Here is a 25,332-nt window from a genome sequence, read left to right as displayed (position 1 = left end):
GGTCCCTCCCTCAGTGCCCGGTCGTGGGGTTGTACGTCGCCGACTTCACGGGCATCTCAACCGTGAGAGGGCCGGACTTGGCAAAGTGCAGCTTCACGGTCACGTTGTCGCCCTGCTTCAGCGTGTGCTTCAGCTTGTCGAACATCAGGTGGTTGCCCCCGCTCTTGAACACGAGTTGACCGTGTGCGGGCACATCGAGGGAGGTCACCTCCTCCATCGCCTGGCCGACCGTCTCGTGCACGGAGACCGGGCCGAGGTCGCTGGTGACGGAGGTCAACTCGTCCTTCGCACCGCCCTTGTTGGCGATGTCCAGGAAGCCCGCCGCCATGTCGGAGACCGGCTGGGGCATGTAGGCGGAGCTGACGGAGAGCTGGGCCTTCGTGTCGTCCGAGCCGCACCCGGTGAGGACCAGCGCGCCGGTCAGCACCGCGACGGGCGCGGCCAACCGCCTCACGGCGTCTCCCCCTTGATGATCTTGGGGAGGTCCTTGGTGTAGTCGTCGACGGTGGTGTCCTGGCCGTAGAGCAGGTAACCGCCGTCGGTCTTCGGGGAGAACGCGACGACCTGGGTGCCGTGGACGGAGACGAGCTTGCCGTTCTTGTCCTTCGATGTGGGCTCGATGGAGATGCCCATCGTGCGGGCGCCGGCCTGGATGGTGGCGAAGTCGCCGGTCAGGCCGATGAACTGGGTGTCGATGCCCTTGAGCCACTTGCCGAGTTCCGAGGGGGTGTCCCGCGCCGGGTCGGTGGTCACGAACACGACCCGCAGCTTGTCCTGTTCGGCCTGGGGCAGCGCCTTCTTGGCGACGGCGATGTTGTTCATCGTCAGCGGGCAGATGTCGGGGCAGTGGGTGTAGCCGAAGTAGATCAGCGTCGGCCGGCCCTTGGTCTCCGCCCGGAGGTCGTACTTCTTGCCGTGCGTGTCCGTGAGGACCAGGTCCGGCTTCTCGAACGGGGTGTCGAGCACGGTGGCGGCCTGCGTCGCGGTGTCCTCGGAGACCACGGAGACAGGGCTCTGGCTGTCGTCGCCGCTGCCGCAGGCGGAGAGCGTCAGGGTGGCGGCGGCGAGCAGAACGGCCGCCGCGAACGTCTTCTTGCGCATAGAGAAATGTCCCAGTTGTGAGAGCTCCGGCGCGCACCGGGTCCGAACGCAAGAGTCGCACGGACCCCTGTGCGCGCCATGAGCGGACGGGCCTCAGACGGTCGTACGCCGTCGGCCGGCGAGAACGCCGTACGCCACGCCCGCCGCGCCGACGGCGATGCCGACCACGCCGAGGACGCGGGCGGTGGTGTCGGAGGAGTCGGCGGACGACGCCGTGGTGTCGGCGGCGGTGTTCTCGGTCTTCTCGGAGGCGTCCTCGGCGGTCGCGCCGGAGGCGGCTGCGGAGGTCAGCTCCAGCGTCGGAGCCGGGTTCTCGGGCTCCTCCTCGCCGTCCTTCTGCACCTCGATCCAGCGCACGACCTGCTTGTCGGAGTACGTCTGGAGCGCCTTGAAGACGAGCTGGTCGGCGTCCGTGGGCAGCATGCCGACGGAGACCGGGAACTTCTGGAAGTAGCCCGGCTCGACACCCTTGCCGGTCGCGGTCCAGGTCACCTTGGTGACGGCCTCGGTGATCGTCTCGCCGTGCATCTCGGCAGGCTTGGCCAGCTTCGACTTGGTGACCTTGACGGTCCAGCCGCTGATCGGCTCCGGCATCACGGACGCCAGCGGGTGCTCGGTCGGGAAGGTGACTTCCAGCTTGGTGGTCGACGCGTCGTCACGCTCGTTCGGGACCTTGAAGTCGACGACCGCGTAGCCGCCCTTGACGGCCGCGCCCTCCGGCTGCACGGAGACGTGCGCGAAGGCGGGGGAGGACAGGACGAGCACGGCCGAGCCGGCGACGGCGGCGACGGCGGCGATACGAGAGGTCTTCAAGGACGTCATCGACTTCATGGACTTCATGGACTTCATGGAAAGGAGCACTCCACTTCGAGTTCGAGTGAGTTCCGGTGGTGAAGAGGGGGCGCGTGGCACGCGCGTGTGCCGCACGACGGCGGCCGTCCTCTCCCGGGGAGCCGTGCTCGAAGGAAGGTGAGGGTGATCGCGTCGCGTCAGGCGGCGAGGACGTGTGCGGCGGCGGCCGGCGGGCCGCGGCGGATCACCGAGTGCTGGAGTGCGGTGGTGTGCGGCGCGGGCGGCGCGAAGAAGGCGGTACGGCGCAGCCGCGGGCCCGCCTCGGGTGCCCCCGGCAGCCCGGCCCGCAGGGCGCGCACCAGGGCGAGGGCCCCGCGCAGGGACCGTACGAGTGCCCCTTGTGCGACTCCGTGCGCCGACAGTTCCATCAGGCGCAGCAGTGCCAGGTCCCCGCGCCGCAGCAGCCAGCCGGCGGCGAGCGCCGCGAGGACGTGACCGAGCAGCATGGACAGGGACGGGAACAGCGACATCGAGGAGGCGGCGGAGGTGGACATCGCGTCCGCGGGGTGATGCATCGACCCCATGCCGCCACTCATCGAACTCATCGAGCCGGAACTCGTCGAGCCCGAAGTCGGCAGCAGGCGTGCGTCGGTGAGGATCTGCTGGGCATGCGCCGGGCTGATCGCCGCCGCGGTGGTCCCGCACAGCAGATGCGCGGCCCGCGCGACGAGCGAGGCGTCGGACGCGGACAGTCCGCCGGTGGTCGGCGTACCGGCTGTGGTGGCCGTACCGGCCGTCTGGCCGAGCCCGAACAGTGTGTGCAGCACGGTCTGTCCGACCGCGAGCAGCGCCGCGATCCCCGGCAGCGAGCGCTCACGCCCGGCGAGCGGGGCCACGACGAGGAACGTGACGAGGAAACCCGCGCCCAGGGTCCACAGCGGAACGGTGGCGCAGGAGGCGATCGCATGACCGGCCGCGGCCAGCACGACACAGACCGCGGCGAACACCGCGGCCCGCAGGACCCGGAGTTCACCTCCGGAGCGCGCCGTACGTGGGTGGGGGGCAGTCATGGCGGGCTCATCATCGCACCGGCCCTGTCGTGGCCATACGGCAGGTCCGCAACATCGGGGCCATAGTGTGTCGTACGTCACAAAGATCACTCTCCGGCGTGAGCTACCTCCGGATACACCAATTACGTTTGGGACACATCCCCCATATGGGCGGCATCACGTCAACTCCGTGCTTACACAGGGGCACTGGCGGCAATAGGTATCACTATGTCGAGCCGCGGCCGGGAGGCTGGAGCATGAGCATCTGGTGGTCACTCCATCTGAGGCGCGAGGCCGCGAGCGTGCCACTCGCCCGGCGACTGTTCCTCGGCACGATGGAGACCGCGGGCGTCGACCCGGACATCTCCTACGACCTCTCCGTCGCCCTCAGCGAGGCGTGCGCCAACGCCGTCGAGCACGGCGGCGACACCGCGCACGGCGCGCCCACCGAGGCGTACCGGGTCACCGCGTACCTCGACGGCGAGAAGTGTCGTATCGAAGTCGCGGACTCCGGCCCCGGTTTCGCCCGCACCCAGTCCGTCCGGCCGGCCCCGAGCGAGGCCGAGAACGGCCGCGGTCTGTGCCTCATCCAGGAACTCGCCGACCACGTCCACATCGGCAACAAGCCGGGTGTGGGCGGCGCGGTGGTGAGCTTCGACAAGATCCTGAAGTGGCGGAAGGACGCGCCGCTGATGGCGGTGTGAGGGCGCGTTCGAGGCGAGTGCCAAGGCCGTTCGAGGCGAGTGCCTCGGTGTCGGTGCCGCGGCGGCAGAATCTGCGGATGGACATCCGACCCGAACAACTGGCCGACGGCATGATGCTGCGGCTCGCCGAGCCCGCCGACGCCCCGGCCCTCGCCGCCGCCTTCGCCGAGAACCGGAGTCCCTGGGAGCCGTACCGCCCGGACGCCTTCTTCACCGCCGAAGGGCAGCGCGGGCGGCTGGAGGCGATGCTGCGGGAGTGCGGGGCGGGCCGGGTCGTGCCGCTGCTCCTCGTCTCCGGCGAGCGGGTCACCGGGGCCTTCACGCTGGCCGGGATCGTGCTCGGCTCCTTCCGCAGCGGCTCGCTCGGCTACTGGATCACCGCCGACGAGCAGGGGCGGGGCCTGGCCACCGCGGGGGTCGAGCGGGTGTGCCGGATCGCGCGGGAGACGATCGGGCTGCACCGGCTGGAGGCGGTCACGCTGCTCGACAACCTGGCCTCCCAACGCGTCCTGGAGAAGAGCGGGTTCGAGCCGATCGGCATGGCTCCGCGCTATACACACGTCGCCGGGCAGTGGCGGGACCACCGTCTGTTCCAGCGGATCCTGCACGACGACGACCCGAGGCCGCTCTGACGTCGCTGACATCGCCGACGACCCGACTTCAGCTTTCTGAGAATTCTTACCTTGCGCACAGCGCACGCTCACGCCCTTGACGGCGGCCGTTCCTAGCTTCACGACCATGACGGGAAACCACAAAGAGAAAACGATCAGCCGGCGCCGCGCCCTCGCGGTGACCGGCGGCACGGTCGCGGCCGGCGGGCTGGTGGCGGCCGGGTTCCAGTCGGCGTCCGCCGACACGACATCCGACGCGACCGCCTCCGCCACGGCGAGTTCGACCAGCGACGCGTGCATGACGCTGATGACGAGCGTCACGGAGGGCCCCTACTACCTCGACGGCGCGCTGGTCCGCAAGGACATCACCGAGGGCAAGGCGGGCGTCCCGCTCACCCTGCGGCTGACCGTCGTCGACGCCACGGACGGCTGTACGCCGGTCAAGGGCGCGGCCGTGGAGATCTGGCACTGCGACGCCTGGGGCTACTACTCCGGCTACACCACCGCCAACCCCGGCGGCTCGGCCCCCGCCGAGAGCGAGGAGGGCGACAGCGCCAACGACCTGACCTACCTGCGCGGTTACCAGGTCGCGAACGCCAACGGGGTCGTCAAGTTCGAGACGATCTTCCCGGGCTGGTACACGCCCCGGACCTGCCACATCCACGTGAAGGTGCACACCGGCGGCGAGAAGGAGGACGGCACCTACGAGGGCGGCAAGGTCAACTACACCGGCCAGTTCTTCTTCGCCGACGACATCGCCGAGGAGATCTTCACCCTCGACCCGTACGCCAAGCACACGGGCTCGTACACCGTCCTCGCCGACGACATGGTCTACGACGGCGGAGGCGCCGCCAGCGGCCTCCTCACCCTCAAGGCCGTCCACAAGAAGGACCCGTCCAAGGGCTACAAGGGCTCCCTGACGCTCGGCGTCGACCCGGACGCGGAGGACACGGGCGGGGGCGGCGGCGGAGGCGGCACGCCCCCGAGTGACGCCCCGACAGGTGCGCCGCCGTCCGACAGCGCCAGCCCCTCCCCTTCGGCCTCCGCCTCCTCGTAAGGTACGACGATGCAGAGCCGCGAGGACGAGGCACTGGCGCGGGCCGCCGTGGACGCACTCACCGGGCAACTGGCGCTGGCTCCCAAGCCGGGCCTGCCCGACCCGCGCGACCTGGCCGCCCGCACGACCCGCGTGGACCACCGCGCCCTGCGCTGGTCCGCCAAGGCGCTGACCCCCGGCCTCGCGGCGATGGCGGCGGCCGCCCGCCGCACCGGTGAGCCGACTCCTGTGCTCCGCGCGGAACTCGGCGCGATCGGCCGCTGCACGGAACACTCCGTCGCCCTCGCGGGCGGCGGCCATCGGGGTGCCCTGTGGGCGCTCGGCCTGCTGGTCGCGGCGGCGGCCCTGGACCCCCGTGCGGGGGCGAAGGACGTCGCCGCGACGGCCAAACGCATCGCCGCCCACCCCGACCGACGCGCCCCGCGCCGGCCCTCACGCGGTTCGTCGATCTCGGCGAAGTACGGCGCGGCCGGCGCGCGGGGCGAGGCGAAGGCCGGATTCCCGCACGTACGGCGGGCGTTGGACACCCTCGCCACGACCCGCGCGACCGGCGCGACGGAGACCCAGGCCCGCCTGGACGCCCTCCTCACGGTGATGTCCACCCTCCAGGACACCGAACTCCTCCACGCCGTGGGCCCGTTGGGCCTGCGCCAGGTCCAGGCGGGGGCCCGCGGCGTCCTGGAGGCGGGCGGCACCGCGACACCGGCGGGCGCGGAGGCCCTGGCCGCCTTCGACACCGACCTGCACACACGCGCGTGGAGCCCTCGCGGAAGCGCGGGACTCCTGGCGGGCGCGTTGTTCCTGGACTCGTTGCCGGTGGGGTCTTTGGCGCGGGTGGCTTGAGCGGGTCGGGGGCGGGGGCGGGGGGTTCGCCGGCGCGGGTGGTCTGAGTGGGGCGGGCGCGGTGGGTCCTTCGGCGCGGCGGGCCTGATCGGATCAGTGCCGTGGAACTCACTGGCGCGGCGGGCCTGATCGGATCAGTGCCGTGGAACTCACTGGCGTGGGTGGCCTGGTGGGATCAGTGCCGTGGAACTCACCGGCGCGGGCCGCATGGTGGGACCGGTGCCGGTCGACTCGCTGACGCGGGCCGACGATCGGCTGCTGACCGGCAGGCCGTTCCGAGAGGCCCCGGTGGGCGCATCGATGTGGTCCGCCAGGCCTTGCCGCGCACGGGCCGCTGTCTCGCTCGCCGCCGTTCGGCCCGTCGACGTGGCCTGTCCAGTCATCGCCCGCGACCGTCGCTCGTGCCGGTCAACTCACCAACACCGGTTCCCTGACAGTCACTTCACCAGCGCCGGAGGCCCTCCGCACCGCCGGACCCATCGCGTACGACGCCACCACCGTCGCCCCGCCCAGCAGCAGCCAGCCCGGTGTCCCCCACTCCAGGAGGAGGGACGTCAGCACCAGGGGACCCATCGTCCTGGCGACCGTGACGCCGGTCCCGAAGAAGCCCTGGTACTCGCCCACCCGGTCGGCCGGGGCCAGGTCGAAGGAGAGCTGCCAGGAACCCGCCGACTGCCCCATCTCGGCGGCCACTTGGAGCACCGCCCCGACCACCAGCGCCCCCACGGCCACCCACGGCGACGCGCCCGCCGAGAGCGCGAACACCGCGCAGGCCGCCAGCATGATCCAGCCCGACCGCCGCACCGCGCGCGTGGCCGACGCGAGCCCCGTGATCCCGCGGGCCGTCCGCACCTGGAAGACCATCACCGCCCCGGTGTTGAGCACGAACAGCGCGGAGACCAGCCAGGTCGGCGCGTCCGTCCGCTCCGCGATCCACAGCGGCAGCCCGAGGCTGAGCAACGGCATCCGCAGCAGCAGCACGGTGTTGAGCAGCGTGACGACGACGTACGGCCGGTCCCGCAGGACACCGAGACCACCCGCCTTCCGTGCCCGGCCGCCTTGTACCGACGGCAGCCGCAGCAGCAGCCCCGCACACACCAGGAAGCTCACCGCGTCCAGCGCGAACACCCCGAGGTACGCCGACCGCGTCCCCGCCCGCAGCGCGAGCCCGCCGAGACCCGCGCCCACCGCGAGACCGGCGTTCAGTGTCGACTGGAGATGCGCCAGCAGTCCGGTCCGCTCCCCGGCGGACACCAGCCCCGCCAGCAGCGCCTGCCGGGCCGCCGCGAGCCCCGACTGCGCCGAGGCGTAGGCACACGCGGCGATCACGAACGGCACGAATCCCCGTACGACGAGGAAGGACGCCACCGCGCACCCCGTCGCCAGCGCCAGCAGCACCGCCGTACCGCGCGGCCCGCGCCGGTCCGCCAGCCGCCCCAGCGGCACCCCGACCAGCGATCCGACGGCCCAGGCGAGCGTGAGCCCGAGACCCACGCGCGCGGGGGCGAGCCCGACGACGTGGGTGAAGTACAGCGCCGAGGTCACGTAGTAGGCGCCGTCACCGACGGAGTTGGTCAACTGGGCCAGCGCGAGGGTACGTTGCGGGCCGGCGGGTGGGACGAGTGAGTTCGTCATGGCTACGACGATAGGGCGGGGTTGGGTCCCTCAAGAGGCCCAATTGGTCACCATTTCAGTGGCCCAATTCGGCAGACTCGCCCAGCCCTCCCAGGCCCTTCCCAGCCCGTCCCCAGGCCTTTCCTCGGCCACCTCAGCCCGACGGCCCCCTCGGCCCTTCCTCAGGCCTCTCACGCCCCCTCCAGCACTCGCCCCAACACCTCCAGCGCCTCCGGATAGACCCGCTCCCGAGGTGTCCCGTACCCCACGACAAGCCCCTGCGGCCGCCCCTCGCGCTCGCCCGCCTCATGCCAGTGCTCCCCGAGCCGCCCGACCGCGAGCCCCTCCTTCTCGGCCCGGGCGAGGACGGCCTCCTCGTCGGCGACCTCCACCAGCGCGTGCAGCCCGGCCGCGATGCCCCGCACGCTCCCGTGCGCCCCCAGCCGGCCGAGCAGTTGGTCGCGGCGGCGCCGGTACCGCAGCCGGCACGCGCGCACGTGCCGGTCGTAGGCATGGCTGTCGATCAGTTCGGCGAGCGCCAACTGGCCGATGGTCTCGGTGTGGTGGTCGCTGTGCAGCTTGGCGTCGGCGACCGCGTCGACGAGGTGCGGCGGCAGCACCATCCAGCCGAGCCGCAGCGCGGGCCCGAGGGTCTTCGACGCGGTCCCCAGGTACGCGACCTGACCCGGCGCCATCCCCTGGAGGGCGCCTACGGGCTGCCGGTCGTAGCGGAACTCTCCGTCGTAGTCGTCCTCGACGATCAGTCCCCCACGCGCGCGTGCCCAGTCGGTGAGTGCCCGTCTGCGTTCCGGATGCAGGGTGACGCCGGTCGGGTACTGGTGGGCCGGTGTCACCACCACGGCCGCCGCGTCCCCCAAGTCCTCGGCGCAGGCGCCCCGTTCGTCGACCCGCACGGGCACCACGCGTCCGCCGTTGTGCCGGACCACCTCCCGGTGGAACGGCAGCCCGGGGTCCTCCATGGCCACCCGGGAACCGTCGAGCACGCGCGTGAGGAGCGCGAGTCCCTGCACATACCCGGACGTGATCACGATCCGCTCCGGGGGCGCGATCACCCCGCGCGCCCGCCCCAGGTACCCCGACAGCGCGGTGCGCAGCTCGATACGACCGCGCGGATCTCCGTAGTCGTACGCCATGGAGGGTGCCGTCGCGATGGCGCGGCGCAGCGAGCGCAGCCAGGCCGCGGCCGGGAACGCGCCGACGTCCGGGCTGCCGGGCCGTAGGTCGAAACGGGGTACACGCGTGCGTGCCGCCGCGTCCGGTGCCTCCGCGTCGACGGAGGGCAGCAGCGCGACCTGGGTGCCCGAGCCCTGGCGCGCGGTCAGGTAGCCCTCGGCGACGAGCTGGTCGTAGGCGGCCTTCGCGGTGCCCCGGGAGACGCCGAGTTCGGTCGCGAGGCGTCGGGTGGCGGGGAGACGGGTCCCGGGGGCGAGCCGGCCGTCCCGTACGGCGTCCCGCAGCGCGCGTTCGAGACCGACCCGGCGGCCGCCCTCCGGGTCGGGTTCCAGATGCAGGTCGACCCCGACACCGGACCAGAAGTCGTTCATGAAAAAGCCCTCCCCCTAGGCACGTTCACGAAAAAAGCCCTCCCCTAGGCACACGATCGGCGGCTGTCCGGCACACGAATGGCCGGGCACCGCACGTGTGCCCGGCCATCAGTCTTGTATCAGCTACCGACTGTCGACGGTCAGCCCTTCAGGGACGCCATCCAGCTCTCGACCTCGGCCGAGGCCCGGGGCAGGCCGGCGGAGAGGTTCCGGTTGCCGTTCTCGGTGACCAGGATGTCGTCCTCGATACGGACGCCGATGCCGCGGTACTCCTCGGGGACGGTGAGATCGTCCGCCTGGAAGTACAGGCCGGGCTCCACCGTGAGGACCATGCCGGGCTCCAACGTGCCCTCCACGTACGTCTCGGTCCGCGCGGCGGCGCAGTCGTGGACGTCCATGCCGAGCATGTGACCCGTGCCGTGCAGCGTCCACCGGCGCTGGAGGCCCAGCTCCAGAACACGCTCCACGGGACCCTCGACAAGGCCCCACTCGACGACCTTCTCGGCCAGCACGCGCTGCGCCGCGTCGTGGAAGTCGCGGTACTTGCCGCCCGGCTGCACCGCCGCGATACCGGCCTCCTGGGCCTCGTAGACGGCGTCGTAGACCTGCTTCTGGATCTCGGTGAAGCGGCCGTCGACCGGCAGTGTGCGGGTGATGTCCGCCGTGTACAGGGTGTACGTCTCGACGCCGGCGTCCAGGAGGAGCAGGTCGCCGGAGCGGACCGGGCCGTCGTTGCGCACCCAGTGCAGGGTGGTGGCGTGCGGTCCCGCGGCGCAGATCGAGCTGTAGCCGATGTCGTTGCCCTCGACGCGCGCGCGGAGGAAGAACGTGCCCTCGATGTAGCGCTCGGTGGTCGCCTCGGGCCTGTCGAGGACCTTGACCACGTCCTCGAAGCCGCGGACCGTCGAGTCGACGGCCTTCTGCAGCTCGCCGATCTCGAACTCGTCCTTGACCAGGCGGGCTTCGGAGAGGAAGACGCGCAGTTCCTCGTCGCGCTCGGCGGTGACCTTGTCGGTCAGCGCGGCCTGGATGCCGGCGTCGTAACCGTGCACGACGCGCACCGGGCCGGTGGCCTCGCGCAGCGCCTCGGGCAGTTCGCGGACGTCGGAGGCGGGGATGCCGTACAGCTTCTCGGCCTCGGTGAGGGAGTGGCGGCGGCCGACCCACAGCTCGCCCTGGCCGGAGAGCCAGAACTCGCCGTTCTCGCGGTCGGAGCGCGGCAGGAGGTAGATCGTCGCCTTGTGGCCCTCGGTGGCGGGCTCCAGGACGAGGACGCCGTCCTCGGTGAGGTTGCCCGTCAGGTACGCGTACTCGACCGACGCCCGGAAGGGGTACTCGGTGTCGTTCGAGCGGACCTTCAGGTTGCCCGCGGGGATCACCAGGCGCTCGCCCGGGAAGCGCGCGGAGAGCGCGGCGCGGCGGCGCGCGGTGTCCTCGGCCTGCTCGACGGGCCGCAGGTCGTGCAGCTCGGTGTCGGCCCAGCCGGACTTCATGCTGTCCGCCAACTCGTCGGAGACGCCCGGGTACAGGCCGTTCTTCCGCTTCTTGATGGGCTCCTCAGACTCAGTCTCCGGGGTCTCCGGGGTGAGCTCGTCGGCCACGGTCATCCTCCTAGATACGGCACTGGACCCCCTCCATCGTACGGTCGTACGGAAGGGGGCCCAGGGCCGTATGGCCTGTTACACATGGCGTCCGGGCGACTACTCGAAACGGGCCGCCAGGAGGACGACGTCCTCGTCGCTGTCGGCCGTGTCGAGGCCGTCCGGCAGCACGGTCCGCAGCACGTGGTCGGCGATCGCGGCCGGGTCCTCGCGCAGCGCCTTGGGGACGCTCGCCGCCGCCGCGTGGAGGCGGGCGAAGGCGCGGTCCATGGGGTCGCCGGTGCGGTGCAGCAGCCCGTCCGTGTAGAGCAGCACCGTCTCGCCGGCCTCGGCCTCCAGCTCCACGCTCGGCGCCTCCCAGCAGGCGAGCATGCCGAGCGGCGCGGACACGGAGGTCTCCACGAACTCCGTGCGCCGCTCGCCGACCAGGAGCGGCGGGCTGTGACCCGCCCCCGCCAGGGTGATCTTGCGCAGCGCGGGCTCGCAGTAGGCGAACAGCGCGGTGGCCGAGCGGGCGGGCTCGGTGAGCCGCAGGAGCAGTTCGAGGTCGGACAGGACCGCGACCGGGTCCTCGCCCTCCATCACCGCGTACGCCCGCAGGGACGCCCGGAGCCGGCCCATCGCGGCGATCGCGCTCGGCCCGGAACCGGTCACCGAACCGACCGCGAGGCCGAGCGCGGCGTCGGGCAGCGGCAGCGCGTCGTACCAGTCGCCGCCGCCGCGCGGACCCGTGCGGTGCAGCGCGGCGAGCTGCACACCGGCCACGCGGGGGAGCCGGGACGGCAGCAGCTCCTCGGCGATGGTCGCCATGCACGCGCGTGTGCGCTCGACCTCGAGGACCCGGGTCAGGTGCTCGGTGGCGTACCGCGCGTACAGCCGGACCAGATGGCGTTGCCGCTCGACCGGCTCGGCGGGCTCGTCGTACAGCCACACGGCGGCGCCGAGCCGCCCGCCCACGTCGGTCGCCAGGGGCAGCGCGTAACTGGCCGCGTAGCCCAGGCGTACGGCGACCTCGCGGTGGCGCGGATCGAGGCCGTCCTCGGCGAACAGGTCGGGGTGGACGATCTCGCCGCCCTCGCCCCCGGGAGCGCCGTCGAGAATCTGGCCGTACGACATCGCCCCGCGCGGGACGGTCTCGATGTGGCCGAGGTCGGCGCGGGCGAGGCCCAGGCCGATGGTGGTCTCGGGGCCGAGGCCGTCGCCGGGTTCCAGGACGACGAGTCCGCGGCGGGCGCCCACCAGGGCGGCTCCGGCGCGCAGCAGCTCCTGGAGTGCCTCGTCGAGTGCGTCCGTGCGTGCCAGCCGCTCCGTGAGTTCATGGAGGGTCGTGAGATCGGACACCCAGCCGGCGAGCCGGTCCTGGAGCAGGGCGCCTGGCGCGTTCTGGGTGGTATCAGGCGGGTTCTGCGTGTTCGAGGAGGGGCTTGGAGGGGTACCGGTGGCGGCAGGCGCGGGCGCGACAGTGTGTGCGGGCGAGGGAACCGTTGAATCGATTCCAGCCACTTTCGAAGGGTGCGGGGCGGTCATGGCGTCCGGCTTTCCGACCGGTGCGTATTGCTCAAAAGCATCGCAAACCCCCATGTCATTCTGCGCCGCTGGCAGTGTCTCCACATGTACACGCACTCGTGAGGGGATGTCCAGCATTGTCCTGCTGGGATTCCTGGTGTCCATGGGTTTGGCGGGGGTATTTCGCTCTCCTCTTGCGGATTGGCAAAGTTGGCCTAAAACTGCATCAGGGGACGGTCCATTGAGGTCGACTGGGTTTGCTCGACGGAGCGTCACAGCGGTCGTGATGGGTACGTACTCGGAGAAGGCCAGGGGTGGCTGGGGGCCACCCGGAACCTGGTGAGGGACCCGGGCGTCTTAACCACCGACGATCGTGACCCATCCTCCCGTGGCGGAGGCGGAGAGAACTACGCGGGACGGCAAAACGCCAGACTTCGCCACCCCCGCGCCATGCCCACGCTTTTCTTGCACGCACGGGTTCCCCTTGTCGAAGACAGGGGTGTGATGCGCCAACAGGTACGCACAGTGAAGTGATCGACACATGATGTGATGTGGTCCTCGGTGTTGCCAGCGGTGCAACGGAAAGGAACGAGCGCTCATGCGCGAGATCCTCGGAAAGCGACGCAGGCTCCTGTCCAGGCGAGACAACAGGAGGTCTGAGATGCTCAGCGCGGCCCTGACCTTCGCGACAGAATGGAAATGGCCCGTACTCCCGGGCGTGGCACCGGACCCTCAGGGCCGGGCCCGCTGCGGCTGTCCGGACCCTGAGTGCACGGTGCCCGGCGCCCACCCCTTCGACCCCGGCCTCCTCGCGGCCACCACCGACGCCCGCATGGTGCGCTGGTGGTGGGGCAACCGCCCGGCGGCGCCGATCGTCCTCGCCACCGGCGACAAGGCTCCCTGCGCGGTCAGCCTGCCCGCACCCGCGGCCGCCCGGGCCCTCGCCGCGCTCGACCGCCAGGGCATGCGCCTCGGCCCGGTCGTCGCGGCGCCCACCCGCTGGTCGCTGCTCGTCAAGCCGTACTCCCTGGAGAAGCTGGGCGAGCTGCTCTACGCCCAGGACCACGTCCCGGGCTCGCTCCGCTTCCACGGCGAGGGCGGCTACCTCGCCCTGCCGCCCTCCGAGACCGGCCAGGGCCAGATCCGCTGGGAGCGCGCACCACTGCCCGGCTCGGCCTCGCCCTGGGTGCCCGATGTCGAGGCCGTGGTGGACGCCGTGGTCGAGGCCCTCACTCGTACGGGTGTGAGCGCGCCCGAGTTGTAGGGGTGTCGGGCGTGCGTGGAACGTGGCGCCCGTAGTTCGTCGTTATCTTCCGCAGTATGCGCCGTCATTCCGGGGGACGACCCCCAGACCCCCGAATGGTTCGTCTGTTCGCCCTCGCGGGCGTTGCGGTGTGCGCGGTCGCGCTGCCGCTGGCCGTGGCGTCCGCGGGACCCGTACGCGACGAGGGTCACGCGGTCGTACGGTCCCTGGTGCGGTCCTCCGGATCCCTCGGCTCGGCCGGCTCCTCCGACGCGTCGGGGTCTTCCGGCGCCTCGGACGCGTCCGACGACGACAAGAAGCCGTCGGGCGCGCCCTCGCCGGCGCCCTCGCCCGTCCGCTCCCCGCTGAAACTCGGCCTGGGACTGGCGACGGCCGCGCGCTGCGGACCCGAACTCTCCTCCCCCGACGGCATCGAGGCGCAGACCTGTGTCATGACACAGGGTGAGGACACCTGGGCGCGCACCTACTACCGCAACGCGACCGGCGACGGCCTGGACGCGGTGCTGAGCCTCATGGGGCCGGCGGACCGCACCGTGCAGATGCACTGCCTCGTGGAGGCCGAGGACGAGCCCGTGCTGTGCGAGACACCCCGGGAGCGGACCCAGGGCGAACCGGGGGCCTACACGGCCGTCGCGGAGTTCGCCGGGCGGGGTGGGAGCGGGCCGCTGTTGCTGCGCTCGGGGAGCAACTCCTCGGCGCCTACCGCGAGTTGACGGACGGCGTCGTTCCGTAAACGGGAGCCGGGCATGCAAAGACCCGGTTGCTGGCGACGGGGGATGCACCAGCAACCGGGCTACTCGAACGGTAACAAGAGATCGGCGGTTCGCAAATTCGATCTCGGCTATTCGGACACCGACTTCCCTTTCACAACGGGGAGTTGCGACAGGAGTCACCGGAGTGAACAGGCCTGTTGCGACTGAACGGTCGTTCAGTCGGACCCCTGGCCCATTCCGGGTGTCAGCTCAGCGTGACCTGCCGGTTGGTGAGGCCGCCGCGCGCGCGGCGCTCGTCCGCGGTGAGCGGTGTCTCCGTGGCCAGCGCGGCGGTGAGGCGCTCGGCGAACTCGGCGGCCGGCTTCTCGATGTCGTCCGCGCCGAGCCCGCTCGGCAGGTCCCAGACGGGCACGGTGAGACCGTGAGCACGGAAGGACCCCACGAGACGGGTGCCCTCGCCGAGACCCGAGCGGCCCGCCGCGTGCAACCGCGCGAGTCCGTCCAGAAGCTGCTCCTCCGGGTACGGCATGACCCAGCGCAGATGGTTCTTGTCGGGCGTCTCGCACCAGTACGCGGCGTCCACGCCCTGGAGCTTCACGGTCGGGATGGCGGCGGCGTTGGCGCGCTCCAGGGAGGCGGTCACCTCCGGCGCCGCGCTCGAAGCCTCCGGGACCCAGAATTCGAAGCCCGGGTGCACAACTGGCTCGAACGCGCCTTCCGGGTCGAGCAGATCCTGCAGTCGCGGACCGTCGGCCGGGGCGCGGCGGGCCTGCACCGGAGTGCCCGGATCGGCGACCAGCGCGCGCTGGAGGGTGTCGGCGAGGTCGCGGCTGATGTCGCCGGACGCCGTGTCGTTCTGCAGGCCGAGCAGCACCGAGCCGTCGTCCCGGCGCAGGGCCGGCCAGGCCATCGGCAGCACCGTGGCGAGCGTGACCGACGGGACGCCCTCGGGGAGGCCGCCCTTCAGGGGCAGTGCGACCGTGGCCGCGGGCACCAGCTCGCGCAGCGCGACCCAGTCGCCCTCGCCGGGCAGCCCCTCGAAGGGGCGCTGCACCAGCTCGGTCACCGCGTGGGCGGCGGCGCGGCCGTGGCAGGCCTTGTAGCGGCGGCCGCTGCCGCAGGGGCAGGGCTCGCGGGCACCGACGACCGGGACCGCCTCGTCGCTGAGCTGAGGCCGCTTGGCCGTGGTCTGGGGTCGCTTCTTGGCCATCGTGGGTGTCTCCCGGTTACGGCTCGTCTCGTACGGGCGGGAGCCTAGCCGTTCACGCCATGACCGACGGGAGCCTGTGGACAACCCGGCGACACGGGAACCGTGGTGGACGGCCTGTGGACAACCCGGCGGGCGTGGACGCGCGCGTCAGTCCAGCTCGTCGAACGCGTCCGCGAACTCCAGCCGGGGGACCGCCGACACCGTAGGAGTCGTGACCGCGGGAGCCATGACGCGCGTAGCGAAGTCGTCGCGTCGGTGCCCGGCGTCCGGATCGTCGGCACCCTCGCCGCCGTCCCGGTCGTCGTCGTCCTGCACGACGACCCACACCGTGATCTCGCCCCGGTTCTCGTCGCGTACGCCCCAGTCGTCGGCGAGCGCGCTGATGATGTTCAGCCCGCGTCCGCCGTGGGCGGTCACCGACGGGGTGGCCGGAGCCGGGCGGGTCGGGCCGCCGCCGTCCGTCACCTCGACCGTGAGCCGGCCGCCCGTGTCCACGCGCCAGGCGCACCGGACGTCACCGTCACCGGCCAGGGCGTCGCCCAGGGGCCGGCCGTGCTTGCACGCGTTGCTCAGAAGTTCGGAGAGGATCAGTACGGCGTCGTCGATGACCTCTTCCGACACACCGCCGGTGCGCAACTGGTCGCGCATGCGATGTCTTGCTTCCCCTACGCCCGCAGGGCCATGGGACACGGCCATGCTCGACGACGTGGGCACCTCCTGTGCCACCACCAACGCCACCCCCGAGACCTCCTTCGCCCCACGCCACGGTGTGGATGCCCCATTGGCCTGTACCGGAAACCGGCCAATCCACGTTCAGTGACGCATTCACAACGATCGAACACGGACCGAACGCGCCGGAGCACTCCCTGTAAGCGAGTGGCTGGTTTTCGACGGTGTGGCCGGGTTCGGAGGATGGTGCAGGTGAGGTGCCCGGGTCAAGGGGTGTTTGGCGGTCTTTATGAGGTTGTTTATCGATCGCGACCGAGCTGGCTCAGAACGGCCCCCGGCCGGTTGGTGATGATGGCGTCAATGCCCAGGTCAACGCAGAGATCGACGTCCTCGGGCTCGTTGACGGTCCAGACATGCACCTGATGACCGGCGTTTTTCAGCCGTTCGATATACGCAGGGTGATTGCGCACGATCCGGATCGAGGGGCCTGCGATCCGGACACCGGCCGGAAGTCGACCGTCCCTCAGGCGCGGCGAGAGGAACTGCAACAGGTAGACCGTCGGCAGCGTGGGAGAGGCCGCCCGCACCCGGTGCAGCGAGCGCGCCGAGAAGCTCATGACCCGTACCGGGGAGTCCGCGGCGGTGGCCGGGGCGTCCAGCCCGAAGCGCTTCAGGAGCACCAGCAGCCGTTCCTCGACCTGCCCCGCCCAGCGCGTCGGATGCTTCGTCTCGATGGCCAGCTCCACCCGCCGGCCGGCGTCCGCGACGAGTTCGAGCAGCCGCTCCAGGGTGAGGACGGAGGTGTCCGCCCGGTCCTCCGGGGGGTGCTCCCAGTCCGGCTCCTCGTCCCGCGTCTTCCAGGAGTCGCGGGACAGGTCGCGGCCCTTCCAGGACCCGAAGTCGAGCGCGGCCAGATCGGCGAGCTCCAGCGCCGAGACCGCCCCGCGTCCGTTCGACGTCCGGTTGACCCGGCGGTCGTGGACACAGACGAGATGGCCGTCGGCGGTCAGCCGTACATCGCATTCGAGGGCGTCCGCACCGTCCTCGATCGCCTTCTTGTAGGCGGCCAGGGTGTGCTCGGGGGCCTCTTCGGAGGCTCCGCGGTGGGCGACGACTTGGATCCGGTGCTGCCGTGCGTGGGTCACCGCGTCATGGTGCCACCGCGACGGGGAAGGCGTGGAACCGAAAGGCGGTGGACGGGTGGTCGAGGCGCGCGGAGAGTATGTCTTTTTGGCCCGACAGGTCCTGTATGACCCGCCGAATCCCTTATAAAGGTTCGCCGTGAACCCACAGGCACCGCTTATGGTGCTCTGACGGCCGGTGGGAAAAGCTGACGGCATACAAAAGCACATGCACAGCTGTTTCGCGCCGGACCGATCGACAAGCGTGAAGAGTGTGACCGCATGCTTCCGAGAACAACAGCCGTGGACCGAGGAGAAGAGCTGTGAGCACCGAGAACGAGGGCACTGAGGTACCCCCGGCCCCGTCTGCACCTCCTGTGCCGGTGGAATCTCCCGCAGCTTCCCCGCAGGCGGCCGCGCCCGAAGGGGGCGCCCCTACGACGCAGCTCCCGCCGGTGCCTCCGGGCGCCCCGCAGGACACGCTGCACGCCGGCCACGCGCCGGCGTACGCCGACGGGCCCCCGCAGGGCACGGGATCCGCCCCCGACGCCGCCTGGCCGCCCCCGCCGCCCGCCGCCTCGTCGTACGCCGACGGTGGCACGGGCGCGTACGGCGGCGAGGGCGTCGGCGGATACGGCGGTGACGCGGCCGCGGGTGCGGGTGGCTACGGCGGCGACGGCTGGGGCACCCCCTACCAGCAGCAGCCCGCGCCCAAGAAGCCCGGCACCGGACGCGGCGGCCTGATCGCCGCGGTGCTGATCGCCGCGCTGGTGGCCGGCGGTCTGGGCGGTGGCCTCGGCTACACCCTGGCCAAGGACCACGACGACAACAGCAACTCCACCACCGTCTCCGCCGACACCGGCAGCAGCGCCTCCGTGAAGCGCGACCCGGGCACCATCGCCGGGGTCGCCGCCAAGTCCCTGCCCAGCACGGTCACCATCGAGGCCGAGAGCACCAGCGGCGAGGGCGGCACCGGCACGGGCTTCGTGTTCGACACCCAGGGCCACATCGTCACCAACAACCACGTCGTCGCCGACGCGGTCGACGGCGGCAAGCTCACGGCGACCTTCCCGGACGGCAAGAAGTACGACGCCGAGATCGTCGGCCACGCCCAGGGCTACGACGTCGCGGTGATCAAGCTCAAGAACGCCCCCAGCAACCTGAAGCCGCTCGCCCTCGGCGACTCGGACAAGGTGGCCGTCGGCGACGAGACGATCGCCATCGGCGCCCCCTTCGGACTGTCCAACACGGTGACCACGGGCATCATCAGCGCCAAGAACCGCCCGGTGGCCTCCAGCGACGGCAGCTCCACCAGCAAGGCCTCGTACATGAGCGCCCTGCAGACCGACGCCTCGATCAACCCCGGCAACTCGGGCGGCCCGCTGCTCGACGCCCAGGGCTCGGTCATCGGCATCAACTCCGCGATCCAGTCGACCAGCAGCGGCGGCCTCAGCGGCACCAGCCAGTCCGGCTCGATCGGCCTGGGCTTCGCCATCCCGATCAACCAGGCGAAGTACGTCGCCCAGCAGCTGATCAAGACCGGCAAGCCGGTGTACGCCAAGATCGGCGCCTCGGTCTCGCTGGAGGACAGCACCTCCGGAGCGACGATCACCGCCGAGGGCGTCAGCGGCTCCTCCTCGGTGGAGGCCGGCGGCCCGGCGGCCAAGGCGGGCCTCAAGGCCGGCGACGTCATCACCAAGCTCGACGACTCGGTGATCGACAGCGGCCCGACCCTCATCGGCGAGATCTGGACCCACAAGCCGGGCGACAAGGTCAAGATCACCTACAAGCGCGGCGGCACGGAGCACACGACCGACCTGACCTTGGGGTCGAGGGTCGGCGACAGCTGACATAGCGTCACAAGATCGGCCGACGGGCCGGGCGAGGACTCTCCTCGCCCGGCCCGTTCGTTTTGGGCACCCTCCACGCGTGCGTGCACGTCCTCCACGCGTGCGTGCACCACGAGGGAACCTGATTCCTCCCTGCGGCGAAGTACCGGTGAAAGCCCAATCTTCATCAGCGAGTCCGCATGGACGAGAGGAGCCCCGATGACCGTCGAACCAGGTGTCAGGGTGGGGCAGGACAGCGGCGCCCGGATGAGTGACGCCTCGGTGATCGAACGGTCGTGGGACGAGCCCGAGGCGTTCGCCGTGCTCTTCGACCGCCACGCCGACCCGGTGCACCGTTACGCGGCGCGCCGGCTCGGCACGGAGGTCGCCGAGGACCTGATGGCGGAGACGTTCACCACCGCGTTCCAGCAGCGCTTCCGGTACGACACCCAACTGCCGGACGCCCGCCCGTGGTTGTTCGGCATCGCGACCAACCTCATAGGCCGGCACCGGCGCGCCGAGGCCCGACGGCTGAGGGCGATCGGCCGGCTGCCGTCGGCCGCCCGCGCCGACGGCGCCGAGGACCCGGTCGCCGACCGGGTGGCCGCACGGGTCAGCGCACAGGCCGTACGCGGCGAACTGGCCCTGGCCATGGCCCGGTTGCCCGCCAGGCACCGGGACGTGCTGCTGCTGGTCGCCTGGGCCGACCTCGGCTACGAGGAGGTCGCACGCGCGCTGGAGGTACCGGTGGGGACGGTCCGGTCACGGCTGCACAGGGCCCGCAGAAAACTTCGCGACGCATTGGGCGGATCCGATCCGACAGCCTTCCGAGAGGAATCCGACGATGAGTGAACCGAGGAACGAACTCCAGCTCCTGAGGGAGTGGGACGCGGACACGCCCCCGCTCACGGACCCCGCACGCGCGCGTGCCCTTTTCCGCCTCCACCAGGCGATGCTCACGCCCACCACCCTCGCCCCCGCGACCGTACGACGCCGTCCGGTGCTGCGGATGGCGGTGGCGGGCGTCGCGGCCGCGGCGGTGGCGACGAGTGTGGTGATCGCCGCGGACGACGGCTCCTCCCCCCGCACCCAGTCGGTGAGCGCGACCACCGTGCTGCACGGCGCGGCGGCCGAGGAACGCCGCCTGGAGAAGCCGATCGCTCCGCGCGACGACCAGTTCATCTACACCAAGGAGATCACCAAAGAGACCCCGACCACCGGCGGCCGGACCCGCACGTACGTCGACGAGAACTGGAACTCGGTCGACGGCTCCAAGGAGTCCTACGTCAGCGAGCTGGGCCACAAGCAATGGGTCCCGGTGTACCGCGCGGGCCAGGGCGACTGGCCGCCCCGCAGGTGGACCCTGCTGAAGCAACTGCCCACCGATCCGGCCAAGTTGCTGATCGCCCTCCGCGACGGCCCCGGAAAGCCGGACTACAACAGGCCGATGAAGGCCGCCGACTGGCCGATGACCCAGTACCTCGTCGCCGGCCTGCTCCGCACCCCCGTCCTGCCGAAGGGGCTGCGCTCCGCGGCCTACGAAGCGCTGGCCACCGTCCCCGGCATCAAGGTCCTGCCCCACCAGAAGGACGGGGACGGCCGCGTGGGCATCGGCATCCAGTACGTGGGACCCGCCGGAACCCCCTGGGCACACGGCGGCCCGATCCTGGTGTTCGACGCGAAGACGTACCGGTACCTCGGGATGCGCGATCGGCGGACGGCGGGCGGGACGACGTACGACCAGTGGTCGTACGTCGCCGCGAGCGTCGTGGTGGACCGGGCGCTGCAGCGGCCGTAGGGACGTGACCAGGGGTGTCGCCTGCCGGGCGGCGCCCCTGTTCCGCGTTCCGCGCCGGGAGTCCGGTGCGGAGGAACCGCGGACGCGGGCCCGCGGCTACGCGGGCGCCGTGACGGCCGAGGTCAGCAGAGCCGCGCCGGCCACGGGCGCGACGGACGCCGGCCGGTTCCTCGTCCGGGCAACCCCGCGCCCGGACGAGGAACCCGGACCGTGCACCCCGCGACCCGCCCGGTGCCGGTACGCTGTACCCGCTCCGTCCCTGGTGGGCGGGTGCGCGGGTGGGTTGCCCGAGCGGCCTAAGGGAACGGTCTTGAAAACCGTCGTCGCAGCGATGTGACCGTGGGTTCAAATCCCACACCCACCGCAGCAGGTCAGCTTAGGTGCTGGTCAGAGGGGGTGCCCCGGTGGACGGGGCGCCCCTTTCGAGTATTAGCTGTCTCACCCTTTCTCGCCGGTATCCCAGCTTTGACCAGTGCGTGTGGGCCATCTGTGGGCCAGGATCAGGGCATCTCGTCCTCGCCTAGGGCGCGGGAGATCAGGTTGTTGGAGTGCTGCTGACCACCCTTCAGGATCTTCGCGTAGAAGCGGTACAGCACTGCGATGCTGTGGCCGGCGCGAGCAGCGACCTCCGCCGGGTCGACCCCCGACTTGATCCACAGGGAGACCCCCGCGTGACGCAGGGAGTAGGGCACTGCCGCGAGGGCGGACTCGACTTCACCGGGAGAGAGCACGACGCTCCGTGCTCTCTCCCAGGCATTGCAGTACTCCGTAGAGGACACTCGCCCTCCCCGCGACGCCCGGAAGAGTCGGCCGTCATCGGCCGTGCCGTATCGGGCGATGTGCTCCCGGAGTAGGTGCACAAGAACGGGCGGGATGGGCACGGTTCGCGTCGCGCCGCGCTTGCGTCGCTTGAGGCCGCGCCTCTCGTACGACGTGCCCTCGTCTGTCCAGCCGCCACCGACTTCCGGGCGGCTTTCCCCGAGCAGCAGTTCGCCCCATTCCTTGACGGACTCCGGCGAGTTGGGCGGCAGCGTGCAGTCCGATTCCTTGAGCGCGACGATTTCACCGGGTCGCATAGCCGCGTAGTAGAGGCACCCGAAGAATGCGTGTAGGTGCTCGCCGCGCGGACCGGAGTCGCGGACAGCCCCGAGCAACGCGCGTGCCTTACTCGGGCCGGGCACGTACCGGAAATCAATCTCGTCGTCACTCTCGGGAGGCGTCCAGTCCACGCGGGATAGAGGGTTCGCCGTGAGTAGACCCTTCTCCTCGACGGTGTAGCGGAGCACGTTGCTCAATACCATGCGCTTGCGCCTGACCGTGTTTTCGGCAGCCCTGACCCCGTCCAGCCGAAGTGAGAGCGCCTCCAGGGCGGGACGTAGAAGGGTGGGGTCCTCCAAATCCTTGACCTTGATGGAGCGCGAGGCAATCCACTCCAGAGCGGCGCAGATGTCCGCAGGCGGTTCCTCGACGACGTGGCGCGACACCCAAGACCCTTCGGGGCCACGAACCGCCCGGAACGCCCACTGGTAAAGGGCATCACGCAACACAGTCGAGGTGGGCGCCCCCCGCTTGCTGGTGACAAGCGTGGGGGTCACGACCGCGAGCGATTCCGCAATGCTCGCCCGGTGCTTGGCGGCGGCTTGCGGCCATTTCATGAGGACGTACCCCGTGACGTGCTCGTACCAGGAAGGGGAGGTGCGGGCCATCAAATCGCCTGCGGGAAGCCCCGTTTCCTCGTCGAATTGCTGGTGGTCGCGTAGAGCACTCATCAACTCTGCCCGACGGCCGTCCGCTTGGGGCTTGAGTTTGAAGCTGCGGGAGTGCGGACGCTCACCGACACGCCAACGCAGTTCCCACGGCTTCGGGCGGCCAGCACGCTTGCGGATGGACCAGATATCGACGTCGTACGTGAGCATGTCTCTCCAAACAGAACGAGGGGCCCGCGCTCGGCGCGGGCCCCGGTGAAGCGGTCGGATTTAAGCGGCGCGCTCCTCGCACCGCTCCCACCACGCGTCCAAGTCCGCGCGGCTGACGCGGAGTTGGCCGTTCGGGATTTTGTGCATGCGGGGGGCTTGGCCACGAGCGCGCATGCGATAAAAGGCGGCGCGGCTCATGTCGATCTCTTCGAGGACTTCGCGGAGCTTGAGTTTCTGGGGGCGGGCCACGGTTCGACTCCTTGGCGTATTCCGGGGAAGGCTTAGGAATCGCTGACAGAACTGACAGAACCTCGCCGATGAGCAGTTGACCTGCGGTTTTCATGGGTTTTGGATCTCTGACAGAACCGAATTAAAACCTGACAGAACCTCTTGGGGGGAGGTTCTGTCAGGGGACGCCCGATGGTGGTGCCGGGGGTTCTGTCGGGTTTTTATTCGGTTCTGTCAGAACCGTGATCATGGGTGTTCGTGCAGGTCAGCGGCTTGGGCGGGAGGTTGTGTCAGTTGTGTCGGCGGTCTGGGGGTTGTGTCAGGCGCCGCGTGCGATGCGGGGGTGGGTTTCGTAGCGGGGGGATGGCGGGCGGCCACCCTTGCCGGAGCGGGGCGGGGGTGGGAGTTGGCGGATCCAGCCGTGTTCTTCGAGGAGGGCGAGGGCGGGGTCGAGGTCGCTGATGGCGGGGAAGTCGGCCGGGCGCAGTGTCCGGAACAGCTCGCGTTTGGTGAACTGTGCGGGGTTGGTGGTGACGAGTTGCGCGAGGACGGTCAGTGCGGATTCGTGGGCGGGGTCGGCGTTCATGGCGCTGAATACGTCCAGGGCGTGTGCGGTGAAGTAGTCGCCCAACTCGGTGGCGGCGGCCATGGTCGGGGCTTGGATGGGTTGGTGCCATCCGTCCTCGGGGTGGGTGGCGAGGTGGAGGAGTGCGGCGATGCGGGCCACGGCGCCGTCCCGCTTCGACGCCCACTTCACGATCGGCGCGAAACTCCCGTCCGGACCCAGCCGCGACTCCGTGACCTTCTGGAACGCCAACAGGACCGCGTCCGCTTCCGGGGTGAGCTGGACGAGGGCGGGATCGGTCCAGTCCGCCAGGGCGAGGGTGAGGCCCGCGAGGTGCTTGGCGTAGGTGGCGGCCACCTGTTCGTCGAGCAGGGCGGGGGTCAGGCTGCGGGAGCCGACCAGGGACAGCGGTTTGGAGTAGAGGAAGCGGGCGAGCAGGCCGCGGCCGTCGGCCCCGTCGATGCGGCTGAGCGCGTCCAGGACTTCCGGCTGCACGGCGAGACCGATGGTGACCGCGGGCGAGTCGACGTGCTGGGCACTACGGCCCTGGCGGTTGACCCTGAGCATGTCGCCGGCGTGGCCCTTGAGGAACATGCCCATGTTGGGCTTGCCGGTGTAGCGGCCGGCGATGATGTCGAACAGTTCCCCCTCTGCGCTCAGGCAGGAGATCCGCCCGCCCTGTTCGTCCAGGAGGGTTCCGACGTTCTCCGGGGTCACGTCGTCCGCGACGAGCTGCGGTTCGGCGGGGACCCGCATCTTGTCGGCGTCCTGGGCGAGTTGGACGGCTTCGGCGGTCAGGGTGTCGCGGTGTTCGGGTTCCGCGTTGGCCGCCTTGCCCGCGGCTTTCTCGGCTGCGGACTTGGCCAGCCGTGCCAGGGTCTCGGCTTCCGCCCGCACGGGCCCGGAGAGTTCGATCAGGGCTTTCTCGGCATCGAGCAGCGGTTTGACCATGAGGTCGAAGACGGCGGACTTGCGGTTGCCGGGGGGCAGCGCGATGGCGGTGTAGATGTTCACGGGCTCGCGCCAGTGTCCGCGTACGCACACCTTGACCCGCCCGCCCGCCGCGGTGGCCAGGACTGCCAGGGCCAGGCATCCGGCGAGGTCAGCCGGGGTCTGGGTCTCTTCGGCGACACCGCGCACCATGCCGGCCAGCCAGGCGGGGAGGGTGTCCACGGGGAAGCCCGGGAGGGGCGGGCGGGCCCGCAGGGGAACGGGTTCGTCCCAGGCGGGTCCGGTGATCTGCTCGGGTTCGATGTGCTCGAACCCTTCCCACAGATCCGCGCCCGTGTCGTTGGTCGTCATGCGGCGGCCCTGCCTTCCGACGTGGTGTTCAACAGGGGGCATGCGGTGCGGTGTTCGCCGTGAGCGGCGATCAGTTGCAGGACGGCCGCGCGGCCGATGGCGTGCCGCTCGTACCCGCAGGTGCACCAGGAACGGGCGGAAGGCGTGACCCCCCAGGACGGCGGCGCAACGATGTGAAGCCAGGCCACGGGGCGACGCCCGCCGTCCCCGTGTGGGTCAGAGCGAAGGGCAGTAGGGACGCCCTTGCGGGCGGCGACCTCCGATTCGCCTACGG

23 protein-coding genes and 1 tRNA gene are annotated in these 25,332 nt (G+C 70.8%); 10 read left to right on the top strand and 14 right to left on the bottom strand.

Translation table 11 applies throughout. The features are described 5' to 3' along the window. Positions 1-10: 10 nt before the first annotated feature. From ACIRRY_RS16155 to ACIRRY_RS16140, 4 genes are all read right to left on the bottom strand, one after another. Entirely contained in the window at positions 11-454 is a 444-nt protein-coding gene (locus ACIRRY_RS16155) for a copper chaperone PCu(A)C (RefSeq protein WP_403972671.1), read from the bottom strand. Beyond that, the gene (locus ACIRRY_RS16150; protein WP_403972669.1) at positions 451-1,101 is read right to left on the bottom strand and encodes an SCO family protein; all 651 of its coding nucleotides are present in this window, start codon (positions 1,099-1,101) and stop codon (positions 451-453) included. Before ACIRRY_RS16150 ends, ACIRRY_RS16155 begins: the two co-directional genes overlap by 4 nt. A 93-nt stretch (positions 1,102-1,194) precedes the next feature. Further along, a complete protein-coding gene (locus tag ACIRRY_RS16145; protein ID WP_403973605.1) occupies positions 1,195-1,914 on the bottom strand; it encodes a YcnI family protein in 720 nt (239 codons plus the stop codon). Positions 1,915-2,090: 176 nt separating this feature from the next. Continuing rightward, on the bottom strand, positions 2,091-2,963 hold the full coding sequence (locus tag ACIRRY_RS16140; protein WP_403972667.1) for a hypothetical protein: 873 nt from the start codon (positions 2,961-2,963) through the stop codon (positions 2,091-2,093). A 236-nt stretch (positions 2,964-3,199) separates the two neighbouring features. Between ACIRRY_RS16140 and ACIRRY_RS16135 the strand changes: the two genes are divergently transcribed. From ACIRRY_RS16135 to ACIRRY_RS16120, 4 genes are all read left to right on the top strand, one after another. Further along, the gene (locus tag ACIRRY_RS16135) at positions 3,200-3,646 is read left to right on the top strand and encodes an ATP-binding protein (RefSeq protein WP_019055063.1); all 447 of its coding nucleotides are present in this window, start codon (positions 3,200-3,202) and stop codon (positions 3,644-3,646) included. Positions 3,647-3,723: 77 nt separating this feature from the next. Beyond that, positions 3,724-4,278, top strand: a complete 555-nt coding sequence (locus ACIRRY_RS16130) for a GNAT family N-acetyltransferase (protein WP_403972665.1) — start codon at positions 3,724-3,726, stop codon at positions 4,276-4,278. Positions 4,279-4,384: 106 nt separating this feature from the next. Continuing rightward, positions 4,385-5,314: an intradiol ring-cleavage dioxygenase gene (locus ACIRRY_RS16125; RefSeq protein ID WP_403972663.1), complete on the top strand. Its 930-nt coding sequence runs from the start codon at positions 4,385-4,387 to the stop codon at positions 5,312-5,314. 9 nt (positions 5,315-5,323) lie between these two features. Continuing rightward, complete coding sequence (locus ACIRRY_RS16120; protein ID WP_403972661.1) at positions 5,324-6,157, top strand: triphosphoribosyl-dephospho-CoA synthase; 834 nt, start codon at positions 5,324-5,326, stop codon at positions 6,155-6,157. Between the two features lie 408 nt (positions 6,158-6,565). Here ACIRRY_RS16120 and ACIRRY_RS16115 read toward each other — a convergent pair whose 3' ends face one another. The 4 genes from ACIRRY_RS16115 to ACIRRY_RS16100 form a co-directional block, all read right to left on the bottom strand. After that, on the bottom strand, positions 6,566-7,792 hold the full coding sequence (locus ACIRRY_RS16115) for an MFS transporter (RefSeq protein WP_403972659.1): 1,227 nt from the start codon (positions 7,790-7,792) through the stop codon (positions 6,566-6,568). 170 nt (positions 7,793-7,962) lie between these two features. Then, on the bottom strand, positions 7,963-9,336 hold the full coding sequence (locus ACIRRY_RS16110; RefSeq protein WP_403972656.1) for a PLP-dependent aminotransferase family protein: 1,374 nt from the start codon (positions 9,334-9,336) through the stop codon (positions 7,963-7,965). A 140-nt stretch (positions 9,337-9,476) separates the two neighbouring features. Next, on the bottom strand, positions 9,477-10,943 hold the full coding sequence (locus ACIRRY_RS16105; RefSeq protein WP_403972654.1) for an aminopeptidase P family protein: 1,467 nt from the start codon (positions 10,941-10,943) through the stop codon (positions 9,477-9,479). 93 nt (positions 10,944-11,036) lie between these two features. Then, entirely contained in the window at positions 11,037-12,581 is a 1,545-nt protein-coding gene (locus ACIRRY_RS16100; protein WP_403973603.1) for a PP2C family protein-serine/threonine phosphatase, read from the bottom strand. A 460-nt stretch (positions 12,582-13,041) separates the two neighbouring features. Between ACIRRY_RS16100 and ACIRRY_RS16095 the strand changes: the two genes are divergently transcribed. Both ACIRRY_RS16095 and ACIRRY_RS16090 read left to right on the top strand, forming a co-directional pair. Beyond that, positions 13,042-13,707: a bifunctional DNA primase/polymerase gene (locus ACIRRY_RS16095; protein ID WP_403972652.1), complete on the top strand. Its 666-nt coding sequence runs from the start codon at positions 13,042-13,044 to the stop codon at positions 13,705-13,707. Between the two features lie 95 nt (positions 13,708-13,802). Next, a complete protein-coding gene (locus ACIRRY_RS16090; RefSeq protein WP_403972650.1) occupies positions 13,803-14,420 on the top strand; it encodes a hypothetical protein in 618 nt (205 codons plus the stop codon). Between the two features lie 244 nt (positions 14,421-14,664). On the opposite strand, the gene ACIRRY_RS16085 is transcribed toward ACIRRY_RS16090, so the two are convergent. From ACIRRY_RS16085 to ACIRRY_RS16075, 3 genes are all read right to left on the bottom strand, one after another. Continuing rightward, positions 14,665-15,630 (bottom strand): DUF5926 family protein, encoded by a 966-nt coding sequence (locus ACIRRY_RS16085; protein WP_403972648.1) that lies wholly within the window; start codon positions 15,628-15,630, stop codon positions 14,665-14,667. Positions 15,631-15,777: 147 nt separating this feature from the next. Beyond that, positions 15,778-16,368 (bottom strand): ATP-binding protein, encoded by a 591-nt coding sequence (locus ACIRRY_RS16080; protein WP_403972646.1) that lies wholly within the window; start codon positions 16,366-16,368, stop codon positions 15,778-15,780. Between the two features lie 230 nt (positions 16,369-16,598). Continuing rightward, on the bottom strand, positions 16,599-17,444 hold the full coding sequence (locus ACIRRY_RS16075) for a glycerophosphodiester phosphodiesterase (protein WP_403972644.1): 846 nt from the start codon (positions 17,442-17,444) through the stop codon (positions 16,599-16,601). 299 nt (positions 17,445-17,743) lie between these two features. Between ACIRRY_RS16075 and ACIRRY_RS16070 the strand changes: the two genes are divergently transcribed. The 4 genes from ACIRRY_RS16070 to ACIRRY_RS16055 all read left to right on the top strand — a co-directional run bounded on the left by ACIRRY_RS16070 (position 17,744) and on the right by ACIRRY_RS16055 (position 21,411). After that, entirely contained in the window at positions 17,744-19,270 is a 1,527-nt protein-coding gene (locus ACIRRY_RS16070) for a S1C family serine protease (RefSeq protein WP_403972641.1), read from the top strand. Positions 19,271-19,468: 198 nt separating this feature from the next. After that, a complete protein-coding gene (locus tag ACIRRY_RS16065; RefSeq protein WP_403972638.1) occupies positions 19,469-20,101 on the top strand; it encodes an RNA polymerase sigma factor in 633 nt (210 codons plus the stop codon). Next, complete coding sequence (locus tag ACIRRY_RS16060; protein WP_403972635.1) at positions 20,094-21,047, top strand: CU044_5270 family protein; 954 nt, start codon at positions 20,094-20,096, stop codon at positions 21,045-21,047. Before ACIRRY_RS16065 ends, ACIRRY_RS16060 begins: the two co-directional genes overlap by 8 nt. A 277-nt stretch (positions 21,048-21,324) precedes the next feature. Next, positions 21,325-21,411, top strand: a tRNA-Ser gene (locus ACIRRY_RS16055). 136 nt (positions 21,412-21,547) lie between these two features. Here ACIRRY_RS16055 and ACIRRY_RS16050 read toward each other — a convergent pair. The 3 genes from ACIRRY_RS16050 to ACIRRY_RS16040 all read right to left on the bottom strand — a co-directional run bounded on the left by ACIRRY_RS16050 (position 21,548) and on the right by ACIRRY_RS16040 (position 25,058). Continuing rightward, positions 21,548-22,963 carry a tyrosine-type recombinase/integrase gene (locus tag ACIRRY_RS16050; RefSeq protein ID WP_403972633.1) on the bottom strand — a complete coding sequence of 472 codons (1,416 nt, stop codon included), beginning with the start codon at positions 22,961-22,963 and terminating at the stop codon, positions 21,548-21,550. Positions 22,964-23,023: 60 nt separating this feature from the next. Then, a complete protein-coding gene (locus ACIRRY_RS16045; RefSeq protein WP_403972630.1) occupies positions 23,024-23,212 on the bottom strand; it encodes a helix-turn-helix transcriptional regulator in 189 nt (62 codons plus the stop codon). A gap of 298 nt (positions 23,213-23,510) precedes the next feature. Continuing rightward, on the bottom strand, positions 23,511-25,058 hold the full coding sequence (locus ACIRRY_RS16040; protein WP_403972628.1) for a YfjI family protein: 1,548 nt from the start codon (positions 25,056-25,058) through the stop codon (positions 23,511-23,513). Between the last annotated feature and the right edge of the window lie 274 nt (positions 25,059-25,332).

It is taken from the genome of Streptomyces sp. NPDC101776 (assembly GCF_044766845.1).
In the GTDB taxonomy this organism is placed as follows: Bacteria; Actinomycetota; Actinomycetes; order Streptomycetales; family Streptomycetaceae; genus Streptomyces.
The sequence above is the reverse complement of the archived record's forward strand: the minus strand, read 5'-3'. Positions and strand labels throughout refer to the sequence as shown.